The organism is Caballeronia sp. M23-90, from assembly GCF_053574605.1.
In genome coordinates, this window is sequence record NZ_JBSIPA010000208.1 from 1 (window position 1) to 10,832 (window position 10,832).

The window sequence follows — 10,832 nt, forward strand, 5'->3', positions numbered from 1 at the left end:
TGTCGTTTTAAACCTCGTGAAGCCCACTGGGCCAAAACTGCTGACAGGCCCTGACCAAAAAGGTACGTAGCCGGTTGCTTCTGTGAGGCCACGTCCTCGCTATGTTCCAGCGGCGCGAAACCGCCGACCCGCAAATAAGCCGCCGCCGATACCCCCATGTTCGCGCCATGAATATGCCGATGGTCATCGGCATCGGTATAAGTCCGCGCGAAGTGTTCGCGCACCGCCGACAAATGCGGCGACCAGTCGTGAATCGCGATGACGCCGCACACCGCATCGGCGCAAAGGTCGAGCTGGCGGACGAGCCAGTCATCGGCGACGACGCTGTCGGCGTCTGTGAAAGCCAGCCACCTTGCACCCAGCGACAACGCACGCCGCGCCCCCTCCCCACGCGCAATGCCGACATTGCGCGCGTTCACTGCAAGCACGTCGGCGCCGAGGGACTCGGCGATTGCCGCCGTGTCATCCGAGCAATGGTCGGCGACGACGATCACGCGCACCTCTTCGCCAAGCAATTGATGGTGGCTCGCCGCCCGTTTCGCTGCTGTTACACATGCCCCGATCTGCGCCGCTTCGTTATGAGCCGGAATAATGATGCCGATCATGTTCTTCTCTCCGTTTGCATTTTCGTTATCCGGAACGCTCCGGACAGTTGCTGAAAGCCCACAGCAATGGGCATTCCCACGAAGACGCAATGAAGAAAAGACGTGCAGAAACAGCGCTTTGCGTGGCTCTGAACTGCCCTCGCCAGTCAATCCGACCTGTGCGGATGAACAGTGCCTTCCCGCCCTCGCCTCAGAAACAATTCGAAACCTGACTGAAACAACACGTAACCGGCGTCAACTTTCCTGAAAGCTTGGCGTTAACCCGGTGACAGCGCCAATTCCTGGCGACAAACTTACCGAACTTCGAGGCAACCGACTCCATGGCCGCGCTTCCGCTTTCAGCACTCCAGCAACGCGAACAAAAACACGGTCACACAGCGCTCATTCCGCGTACTGCCGTGCAACTCAGGAAAGAACACGACCGGATCGTCGGCCGCGCAAAATTTTTCCTGTACGCGACGGTTGTGCTGGCTTTCGCAGGATTGATCGCCGTAGTGGCCATGCCGTTCTCGCCGATCCCGGCCGACTTCAGCTTCGGCGCGCAGGAAGTGGTCGCCGTAGCGGTGTTCGCCGCCTGCCTGTTCCTGCTGCACGAGCGCGCTGAATTGATGCTGCGTCTCTACAACTTCGAACCGGTCGAACAGACCACGCAGGGCGAAATGCGCGCGTTGCTGCATCGCGTGCCGGAAGGTGCGTCCTACCAAAGCGCGCTGGCCGCCGAGAACCGCACGTTCGTGACAGTCGAAGTGGAAGAGATCCGCCGTCGCGCCGACGCATTCAAACCGGCACCCGAAGGCCAGCAAACTGAGGAAGCCTGACATCGGCGACTTGTAAAGAAAACGCCGCTCGACTCAGCTTCGAACATTTGAAAGCCGCCGCCCCGAACGCCCGGGCCGGCGGCTTTCATTTTTCTGACCATGCCTTGAGCCTGTTTCTTGCTGAATGAAACTCCGCCAGCGAACGCATTCGAGCCGTTCGCTTCTTGTCCATCCGCGGAGCGTCTCAGCATGAGCAATCAGCCCAACATCAAGCAGTACAACCATCCCGCAGGCGGCTGGGGATCGGTGAAAGCGGTTTCATCGATACTTCTTGAAGAGCACGTCGCCGTCAACGGCACCCGCGTTCTCTTCAAGCAGAACAAACCGGATGGCTTTGCGTGCGTGAGCTGCTCGTGGGCAAAACCCGCCGATCCGCATCTCTTCGAGTTCTGCGAGAACGGCGCGAAGGCCACTGCATGGGAGATCACGACAAAGCGCGCCACGCCCGAGTTCTTCGATCACCATACGCTCGCCGCGCTCGAAGCGTGGAGCGACATGGAGCTCGAATCGCAAGGACGGCTGACCGAGCCCATGCGCTACGACGCCGAAACCGATCGCTACTTGGCAATCCCGTGGCAGCAAGCCTTCGATGAAATCGGCGAGAAGCTGCGCGGCTACGATCCGAAGCGCGTGGTGTTCTACGCGTCAGGGCGTGCATCGCTTGAAACCTCCTATATGTATGCGCTCATGGCGCGGCTATACGGCTGCAACAACCTGCCGGACAGCTCGAACATGTGCCACGAAAGTACCTCGGTGGCGTTGCCCGAGACCATCGGCGTGCCGGTTGGAACCGTGACGCTCGAAGACTTCGAGCACACCGACTGCATGTTCTTCTTCGGCCACAACACTGGCACGAATGCGCCGCGCATGCTTCATCCGCTGCAGGAAGCGCGCAAACGCAACGCGCAGATCATCACGTTCAATCCGCTGCGCGAGCGGGGTCTGGTGAGTTTCGCCAACCCGCAGTCGCCGAAGGAGATGCTTTCCAATGAACAAACCTGCATCAGCACGCAGTATCACCAAGTGAAGATCGGCGGCGACATCGCGGCGGTCACGGGAATCTGCAAAGCGCTGATCGAAGCCGACGACAAAGCCATCGCCGGGAACACACCGCGCGTGCTGGACGCGGATTTCATCGCCAAACATACGCATGGGTTTCAAGCATTCGCCGATGCGATGCGTGCGGCGCACTGGAAGGACATCGAACTGGAATCGGCGTTGACGCGCTCCGCGCTGGAGGCGGCCGCGACCGAATATGCTCGCGCGAAAGCCGTAATCATCCTGTACGGCATGGGGATCACGCAGCACCGGGAAGGTGTGCTGGCCGTGCAGATGCTGACCAACCTGATGCTGCTCGGCGGCAATATCGGTAAGAAGGGAGCCGGGATTTGCCCGATTCGCGGCCACTCGAACGTGCAGGGACAACGCACGGTCGGCATTACGGAAAAGCCCGAACTCGTGCCCATGGACAAGCTCACCGAGCTGTACCAGTTCGAGCCGCCCAAGGACACGGGGCTCACGACCGTCGATACCTGCGAGGCGGTGCGCGATGGCGGTATCGATGCGTTTATCGGACTCGGCGGCAATTTCGCACGTGCGATTCCGGACCAGGGCGTGCTTGATCCGGCGTGGAAGAAACTGCCGCTGACCGTGCAGATTGCGACGAAACTCAACCGCAGCCATATCGTGCACGGGCGCGCGGCTTATTTGCTGCCGTGTCTCGGGCGCATCGAAGTGGACCAGCAGGCGAGCGGCGAACAGACCGTCACGGTGGAAGACAGCACGGCGTGCATTCATGCATCGAAGGGAATGGTCGAGCCGGCGAGCAAACATCTGTTGTCCGAACCGGCCATTGTTGCGGCGCTCGCGAAGTCGATCCTGCCGCCGAATCCGAAGATCGACTGGGATGCGTGGGTGGCGGATTACGGGCTCGTGCGCAGCGCAATCGAGCGGACGTATCCCGAGCAGTTCAAGGAATTCAACGAGCGCATGTCGCAGCCGGGCGGGTTTCATCGGCCGCTTCCCGCAGCCAAACGCGAATGGAAAACCAAGACGGGCAAGGCGAATTTCATCGTGCCGGCAGGGTTTGGTGAAGACCCCGATATGCAATTCGATGGGGAACGCACGCTGCGCCTGATGACCACGCGCGGCGACAGCCAGTTCAACACGACGGTCTACGCGCTCGATGACCGGTTTCGCGGCATCACCAAGTCGCGCGATGTCCTGTTGATGAACAAGGACGACATGATCCGTCTCGGGCTTGCCGAAGACGACACGGTGAAAGCGACCACGGTGGCCAAGGACGACGTGCTGCGCGAGCTTGGCGGCCTGCAGGTTCATGCGTACGACATCCCGGCCGGCTGCGTCATGGGCTATTACCCCGAGTGCAACCGGCTGATTCCTGTGTCGCACCATGCAAAGCGCAGCAAGGTTCCGGCGGCCAAGGCAATCCCGATACGGCTGCAAAAAACAGCGGCGTGACGCCGAGGCGGCATCGAACTGAGAAACAGGCATGAACCGTGCGGGAAGCTCCCCGGCGCGTGCAGTGCCTCGCGCAATTCCAATCGCAAGCAACAACGTTCCGGAGCCGATCCATGCTCGCCGATTCCGCCTTTCCGACGTTCGACGAACCCTTGAGTGCCGAGCTTTCCGCTTCGGGCGCCTGCGCTTTCGAACCCGCCGTGCATCCCGAGAACGACTACGCGGCGCTGCTTGCGTTTCATGGGATTGAACCGGACCGCCTGGTTCTTATTGATCCGCACGACGAAACGAGCGCCTCCAGTAATGGCCAGCTATTGGCTGATATCAGCGACACCCTCGCCGCCGATGGCTGGCAAATTGCGATAATCGGCGACGCGTCGGAATCGGAAAGCACCGGTGCGGTTCTGGGCGCGATGCAATCCGGCGCGCTTTATCTCGCCGGCGCGATGACGTCCGAGACCCAGGCCGCCCTGATAGGCAATGCCCGGCTGGTGTTGAGCGAATGCGCTGAAGGATCCGCGGTCGCGCGCATTGCGCATGAACGCGGCACTCCTTTAATTGACATCCATCGCGTGGGTTTTGGCGACCGCGCTGAAGCCATTGCCGGCGCGGCACTTGCCGAACTTCATACGCAATGTTCCGCGCGTCCCGGGCTGCCTTTCACGCTGCATACGCCTATGCTGAAAGACGCAGCATGAACTTTCAACGCGATTGACCCCAAGAGGCGAGCCATGAATACGCAAACACTGAGTCATTACAGCTACCGGATGCAGACCAATCCGATCCCCGATCCCCTCGCCGACCCGAACCGTGACCCGGAAGCGGACCCGTTGTCGCCGCCTTCGCCGGGGCATCGGCCGGAGGAACCGCAGCAGCCCGATGCGCCGCCGGATGGTCACCCGATCTGAGCGTCACACCTTGGTCGCCGATTGCGCGTGATCGGCGACTTCGAGCGCCGTACCGGGCGCGACCGGTAAAACAGCAGGCTCGACGGCGGGATCGATAAACACTTTCGCGCCGCGCTGATAGTTGAAGATAAACAGCACGACAGACGCCGTCGTTGCCAGCATCACGCAAAAAACGAACACCGCGCGATACCCCCAAGTCGCCGCAACGAACCCCGACGCCACGCCAGCCATGACGGAACCGGTACGCATCGTGTTGAAAAACAGCGTGGTCGCGCGGGCCAGGGCACCGGGCATCATTTCCTGGAAATACGACATCCCGAGACACGACGTCACCGCCACCACGACCGCGTTCAAGATCTGCAGCGGCACGAGAACCCAGAGGTTGGGCGCCATCGCGATTCCGGCGAAATAAACAATATGTGACAACGACGCAAACGCGATCATGTTTGACTTGTTGATCCGGCGGGACGCGCCGCCGAGCATCAGCATCATCGGGATTTCGGCGAACGCGCCGAGGCCGACCATCTGCGCCACATGTGCAGTCGTGCCGTGCAACTGGTCCACGATCAGCACCGGCAACATGATCGTCGCGATTGCCGAGCCCATTCCGATCAGCGTGAAACTCACGAGCGCCGCGTACACATGCGCGTTCTTTCCTTGCTGTGGGATCTCGCTGCTGGTTTTGTCGCCTGCTTCGAGCGCGTCGTACACCTTCGGCTCCCGCATGAACAACACGATCACGCCGGCCACCGCAAACGCGCCCGCCGCCGATAAAAACAACCCGTTGAACCCGGATACACCGAGCACGATCGCACCGGCCGCCGGCCCGAACACCCACGCGCAGGAAAGCGTCGTGCGCAGCGTAGCCATCGGCAATTCGGTGTCTTTGATGCCTTCTGCGTGCAGTCGCGCCTTGCTGAACGTGAAGAGTTGCGGAAACACCGCAGCGCCGATGCTCAGGAACACGCAACCGAAAATGGTCAGCAAGATGTAGTTGCGCGTGACGCAGAGCAGCGCGTAGCCGAGCGCCGACCCGGCGATCGATAGCAGGACGATGCGTTTCTTATCGCTGCGCCGGTCGGCAATGCGCCCGAGATAGGCGCTGACCACCACACTGCTGACGGCCGTCAGCGTCATGAAGATGCCGAGGCGCACCGGCGTCATGTGCGCCTCGGTCGCGCCGAACAGCGATGTGTAAGGCACGGCGAACGAGGACGCGATGCCCGAGAGAAACATCGCGAGAGAAATGCCGGGATAACCGGGAAGACGGATCAGCGCGAGAAAAGTCTTGAAGACGGCGTTCATTGAAATTCACATTGGCGGCCAGGGGCCGTCGTTTTGGTCGCTCTGCACGAGCGCGAAAAAAGACGTCAGCGGGCACTTAAACACGCGCGCAGGATTTTTTCAATGCATCTGAAGGATTGTTCGCGATAAACGAAGTTGCTCGACCGGAAACAGCACGCGTTTATGCCGTCCAGCTAAACGTTCTTTGGATTGAAGTGGTTCTCGTCAAAGCTCGCCGCAATCCATTCCACAAACGCCCGAGTAGCAGCGCTCGCGTTCCGTCCGCTCGCATAGACGATGGAAACAGGCAGCGGCGAACATCGCGCGTTGGTGAGGACTTCTTTCAGACGTCCTGTTTCGAGATATGGTGGGCGCGTGAAAACCTCGCGACCGCCAACTCCCATACAACGAGTAAGTCGGCTGCCGGCTAAAAGCGTTTCCGCTGCAAAATCGTCCAATACATTTGGAAAGCGTTTCCCTAGCATTGTCTTTTCCGTGTCTTCCTCAGGAGAAAGCATTGTTAGTGCAAAACGAAGCAATCGCCGCGGCCGGCGCCGAGACGCCCGCCGAACCCGAACGGTGTGTCATCGTCGTGGACGAAGCGTTGCCGCCCGGCAAGGCGTCGAACGCCGCCGCAGTGGTGGCGTTCACGCTGGGCCAGCGGCATCAGCATCTGGTTGGTGAACCGCTGCGCGAACTCGACGGAACCGCTCACCCGGGCCTCATCCCCATCGGCATTCCTGTGCTCAAGGCCACGGCCGAGCAACTGAGCACGCTTCGCCGGAAGTCGCTTGCGAACTGCGATGTCGTCGACTTCCCCGTGCAGGGCCAGACCACGACCGACTACGCGGCCTTTCTGGGCGCCGTCAATGCGTTGCCGGGGGAAGCGCTGCAATACCTCGCAGTTGGTCTCGTCGGACCGAAGAAAAAAGTCGGCAAACTCGTGGGCGGGCTATCGCTCTTTGCGTGAGCTTCCGGTAAGTCTCATGCAAGCCTTGCCTCAGCGCCTGCAGCCCGGAAGGCCAGGACTTATCATGATGTTTTCCGCCGCTTCCACGGGCCGCACTCCATGACCGCAACCGCGCCTACCAAATCGATCAAGCTCTGGCACGCGCCCGACGTAATGGACGCCGTCATGCTCAAGGGCCGTTTCGTCGGTCACCGGTATCCGCCCCATTCGCACGATACACATTGCCTGGCCGTCATCACCGGCGGTGTGCTTGCGGTCGAGGTCCAGCAGCAGCGTCGTTTGTGCCGCCGCGGCGACGTGATTGTCATCGACGCCGATCGGGTCCACGCAGGCCTCGCCGCCGGCGACGGTCAATGGAAAATGCGCGTGGCGCATGTGCAGCCGGGCGCGCTTGCCGCGTATTGCGAGCGTCTGGGCATTGCGCGGCGCGAGCGATTCGACATGCCGAGCCCTTTCATCGCCGATACCGAACTGTCGCAGCATCTCTACGGCGTGAACTGGTGCTCGGAAGTGGACCACGATGCGTTCAAGCGCAGCGAAGTGCTGGCCACTGCCGTCACCGGTTTGTATGCGCGGCATGCGGGCCGTCCTGCCGATCTGCCCGTCGTGCGCAACGAACCCGCGCTCGTGCGCGCGGTCAAGGATCGTTTGCGTGATGACCTGCACGCGGGCCTGACTTTATCGACGCTTGCAAGAGAATTCGATGTCACCCCGTTCGTGCTGCTTCGCGCCTTTGTCCGCGAAGCAGGCCTCAGTCCGCATGCGTATCTTCAACAAGAACGCGTGCGCAGCGCAATGCCGCTCTTGCGCGGCGGACGGGCGATTGCCGAAGTGGGCGCACGAACCGGTTTCGCGGATCAGTCGCATTTCACGCGTGTGTTCAAGCAGCAGACTGGCGTCACGCCGAAGGTCTATCAAGCCGCGTTCTCTTAGGGCAATCGCACAAAAAAACCCGGCATAGAGCCGGGCGCAATTGGTTTTCACCAAAGGAAAGGTTACGTGCTTCTCCTGGTCGGCGAACGTCACACGACATTCTTCTCCACGATAGGCCGGTTTTCAATCACGCGCGTCCAGCCCAGCGACGACAGATCCAGCGTCTTGTATGCCCCGCCAAGAATCAGTTCGCTGACACCGCGCCCGGTCGCCGGGCCTTGCTGCAAACCATGACCGCTGAAGCCGTTGGCAAACACGCAATTATCGATTTGCGGGTGGTAACCAATGATCGCGTTCTGATCGAGTACGTTGTACTCGTAGTAACCTGACCAGCATTTCTCTACACGCAGCGCCTCGAATTCCGGCACACGATGCGCAAGCGTCGGCCAGATGACGTCGTCGAAGATGGCGTGATCGACCTGATCCAGCGGCAAGTCGTCCGGATCGTTGTTCGCGTCCGGCGACGTACCGCAAATATACGTCTTCCCTTCAGGGCGGAAGTAGACGCCGGTCGGATCGATGAGCAGCGGACACGCGCTCAGCCGGGCCGGCGATGACACATTGAATATGCTGCGCCGGCGCGCACGCACAGGTATGTCGATACCCATCATCAGGGCGATATTGCGCGCCCATGGACCGCCGGCGTTCACAACGGTATCGCAATCGAAACGCTCGCCGCTTTGCGTGACTACGCGTATCACGCGGTTGCCCGCCAGTTCCATTTGCGCAACGTCGGCACACACATAACGCGCGCCGAGCGCCTGCGCTTTCTTCTTCAGCGCTTGCACGAGGCCATATCCGTCGAACCAGCCTTCGCCGGAATTGCCGTAGGCGCCCGCAATCAGGTCATCGGTATTGAGCCATGGAAACTTCGCGCCAAGCGATGTCTTGTCGAGCAGGGAAATATCGGCGCCCAGGCCCGTTTGCATGGCGTGGTTCTCGCGCAGCGTGGATTCGCCAGGCGGCGTTGCGAGAAAAAGATAACCGCCCTCATGCAGATCGATACACGGTTTTTCGCCATCGATCTCGAGCACCTCGCCGATACCGCGCAAGAATTCGATCCCATACAAGGACATTTGCACGGACAAGGGCGTGGAGAATTGCTGTCGAATGGAGGCAGCAGACAGTGCCGAGGAAGACCGGGCGTAAGTGGTGTCGCGTTCAATGACGGTGACGGACACGGTCGGGTCCGACGCGCGCAGGAAATAGGCCACCGAACTGCCGATAACCCCGCCGCCGACAATAACGACTTTTGAACTCACGACTGACTCCAGACGCAACGAGACGGGTAGGACGGGATGACGACCCGCAAGGCTGCCGGATCGGCTCTCAAGCTAGTTTCCGATAGGAAACTTTTGTAAGCCCGGAAACTATACTACGCGGTTTTTTTGTTGGCAATATTGCAAGAATCTTGGCACCAATATGCATCAAGGTGCGACTTGACCCGTTCTCGACCCGCCAATAAAGCGTATTTATGCCGATGGTATTATCGGAAACAGTCACGCCTATCCGCTTCTCTTCCCGCGATCCATGGACACGAATCTCTCGAGGCCAGCCGAGCAATCATCGACAGACCTTGGCCGCCGGGTCAAAGCTGCGCGTCTCCAGCAAACGCTGACGCTCGAAGTCGCGAGCCGCTTGTGCGGCGTATCGCGTTCGACTTTATCGAAGGTTGAAAACGGGCTGATGTCGCCGACCTTCGACGTGCTGCAAAGGATCGTCCATGGCCTGAAGATCGACTTGGTCGAGCTGTTCGGCTCCAGTCCCAAAGCCAATGCCGGAGGCCGCCGTGCGCTGACACGCAAGGGGCAAGGAAGCCCGCACACGGCCGGTTGCTACGAAATGGAACTGCTTGCGACCGAACTCGCGCAAAAGGCCATGTACCCGTTTCGCATTCGTATCACCGCACATTCACTCGATGCATTCGAGGAATGGGGCCGGCATGAAGGCGAGGAATTCCTGTTCGTCCTGAGCGGCGCGGTCTGCCTTTACTCCGAGCTCTACGCGCCGACACATCTGGAAGCCGGCGACAGCATCTATTTCGACAGCCGCACGGGGCACGCGGCGGTATCGACGAGTCAGGAAGACGCCGAAGTGCTGTGGATCATCAACGAGAAACAACGCGGTCCCTCAACGTAGCGCAACACACGGACGTCCATCGAGCTTATGTCGCGCCTGCGAGATCTTCATCGCGAATCAAGAAAAGTAGCGGGACGCCACGGCAAGGCGGCATCCGGCTTGCTCGACTCCGTTGCGCGGAATCGTCCCGTGTGGATGGTGTCGTTCGCGGTCAGCCAGGCGGATTTGTCGGAAGGCTTGCGGGCCGCGTTTGCATCGACGGTCTTGCTGCTGCTCGGCAACCTGCTGCACATGCCGGAGTTTTCGTGGGCGGCAATCGGCGCGTTCTGGACCTGCCTCGCGGACGCGGCCGGATCGAACCGGATGCGCTTTGCATCCATGAGCGCCTTCGCGTTGTTATCCACCGTGTGCGGAGGGCTGACGGCCTACGCGTCGGGATCGAATATTGTCGCCGCGGCTGTTGCTGTTTTTGTGTTTTCAGGACTCGGCGCGTTGGCGCGGATCTGGGGATCGGCATCGGCGCAAGTCGGCATTCTTGCCGCAACGGCGTGCGTGGTGATGGTCGATCGTCCCATTCACGGCTCATTCGAAAGCTTCAGATTTCTCGCGTTATATGCTGCCGGATGCCTGTTCGCGACTGCACTCAGCTTCACCGTCTGGCGCATTCATCCGTTCGGGTCGAGCCGCGCCGCCATGCGCTCGACCTACGCGCGACTCGCCGATATCGCCAGCGACAGCGCCCGCCTGCTCAAGA

General features: G+C 60.5%; 11 protein-coding genes and 1 pseudogene. 8 read left to right on the plus strand and 4 right to left on the minus strand.

Features of this window, described 5'->3' with window-relative positions:
* Positions 1-605 (minus strand): glycosyltransferase (locus ACRXB1_RS19870; protein WP_449492963.1); only part of this gene is annotated, 605 nt, incomplete at its 3' end.
* 320 nt (positions 606-925) lie between these two features.
* On the opposite strand from ACRXB1_RS19870, the gene ACRXB1_RS19875 reads away from it, so the two are divergent.
* From ACRXB1_RS19875 to ACRXB1_RS19890, 4 genes are all read left to right on the plus strand, one after another.
* The gene (locus ACRXB1_RS19875; protein WP_075358204.1) at positions 926-1,423 is read left to right on the plus strand and encodes a hypothetical protein; all 498 of its coding nucleotides are present in this window, start codon (positions 926-928) and stop codon (positions 1,421-1,423) included.
* A 189-nt stretch (positions 1,424-1,612) separates the two neighbouring features.
* On the plus strand, positions 1,613-3,904 hold the full coding sequence (locus ACRXB1_RS19880; protein WP_449492964.1) for an FdhF/YdeP family oxidoreductase: 2,292 nt from the start codon (positions 1,613-1,615) through the stop codon (positions 3,902-3,904).
* A 113-nt stretch (positions 3,905-4,017) separates the two neighbouring features.
* Complete coding sequence (locus tag ACRXB1_RS19885) at positions 4,018-4,602, plus strand: glycosyltransferase family 9 protein (RefSeq protein ID WP_449492965.1); 585 nt, start codon at positions 4,018-4,020, stop codon at positions 4,600-4,602.
* Between the two features lie 33 nt (positions 4,603-4,635).
* The gene (locus tag ACRXB1_RS19890; protein ID WP_449492966.1) at positions 4,636-4,812 is read left to right on the plus strand and encodes a hypothetical protein; all 177 of its coding nucleotides are present in this window, start codon (positions 4,636-4,638) and stop codon (positions 4,810-4,812) included.
* Positions 4,813-4,815: 3 nt separating this feature from the next.
* On the opposite strand, the gene ACRXB1_RS19895 is transcribed toward ACRXB1_RS19890, so the two are convergent.
* Entirely contained in the window at positions 4,816-6,117 is a 1,302-nt protein-coding gene (locus ACRXB1_RS19895) for a sugar efflux transporter (protein WP_449492967.1), read from the minus strand.
* A gap of 173 nt (positions 6,118-6,290) precedes the next feature.
* Positions 6,291-6,581: a hypothetical protein gene (locus ACRXB1_RS19900; protein WP_449492968.1), complete on the minus strand. Its 291-nt coding sequence runs from the start codon at positions 6,579-6,581 to the stop codon at positions 6,291-6,293.
* 38 nt (positions 6,582-6,619) lie between these two features.
* On the opposite strand from ACRXB1_RS19900, the gene ACRXB1_RS19905 reads away from it, so the two are divergent.
* Positions 6,620-7,066, plus strand: a complete 447-nt coding sequence (locus ACRXB1_RS19905; RefSeq protein WP_449492972.1) for a DUF2000 domain-containing protein — start codon at positions 6,620-6,622, stop codon at positions 7,064-7,066.
* 99 nt (positions 7,067-7,165) lie between these two features.
* The gene (locus tag ACRXB1_RS19910) at positions 7,166-7,999 is read left to right on the plus strand and encodes an AraC family transcriptional regulator (protein WP_449492969.1); all 834 of its coding nucleotides are present in this window, start codon (positions 7,166-7,168) and stop codon (positions 7,997-7,999) included.
* Positions 8,000-8,088: 89 nt separating this feature from the next.
* On the opposite strand, the gene ACRXB1_RS19915 is transcribed toward ACRXB1_RS19910, so the two are convergent.
* Positions 8,089-9,261 (minus strand): NAD(P)/FAD-dependent oxidoreductase, encoded by a 1,173-nt coding sequence (locus ACRXB1_RS19915; protein ID WP_449492970.1) that lies wholly within the window; start codon positions 9,259-9,261, stop codon positions 8,089-8,091.
* Positions 9,262-9,529: 268 nt separating this feature from the next.
* Between ACRXB1_RS19915 and ACRXB1_RS19920 the strand changes: the two genes are divergently transcribed.
* Positions 9,530-10,138 carry a helix-turn-helix domain-containing protein gene (locus ACRXB1_RS19920; protein ID WP_449492971.1) on the plus strand — a complete coding sequence of 203 codons (609 nt, stop codon included), beginning with the start codon at positions 9,530-9,532 and terminating at the stop codon, positions 10,136-10,138.
* 27 nt (positions 10,139-10,165) lie between these two features.
* A pseudogene (locus tag ACRXB1_RS19925) lies at positions 10,166-10,832 on the plus strand (FUSC family protein); the annotation flags it as partial.

Bases quoted from the DNA above. Each gene is read 5' to 3' on its own strand.
- ACRXB1_RS19875 (WP_075358204.1), top strand. From the start codon at position 926: ATGGCCGCGCTTCCGCTTTCAGCACTCCAGCAACGCGAACAAAAACAC.
- ACRXB1_RS19880 (WP_449492964.1), top strand. From the start codon at position 1,613: ATGAGCAATCAGCCCAACATCAAGCAGTACAACCATCCCGCAGGCGGC.
- ACRXB1_RS19885 (WP_449492965.1), top strand. From the start codon at position 4,018: ATGCTCGCCGATTCCGCCTTTCCGACGTTCGACGAACCCTTGAGTGCC.
- ACRXB1_RS19890 (WP_449492966.1), top strand. From the start codon at position 4,636: ATGAATACGCAAACACTGAGTCATTACAGCTACCGGATGCAGACCAAT.
- ACRXB1_RS19895 (WP_449492967.1), bottom strand. From the start codon at position 6,117: ATGAACGCCGTCTTCAAGACTTTTCTCGCGCTGATCCGTCTTCCCGGT.
- ACRXB1_RS19900 (WP_449492968.1), bottom strand. From the start codon at position 6,581: ATGCTAGGGAAACGCTTTCCAAATGTATTGGACGATTTTGCAGCGGAA.
- ACRXB1_RS19910 (WP_449492969.1), top strand. From the start codon at position 7,166: ATGACCGCAACCGCGCCTACCAAATCGATCAAGCTCTGGCACGCGCCC.
- ACRXB1_RS19920 (WP_449492971.1), top strand. From the start codon at position 9,530: ATGGACACGAATCTCTCGAGGCCAGCCGAGCAATCATCGACAGACCTT.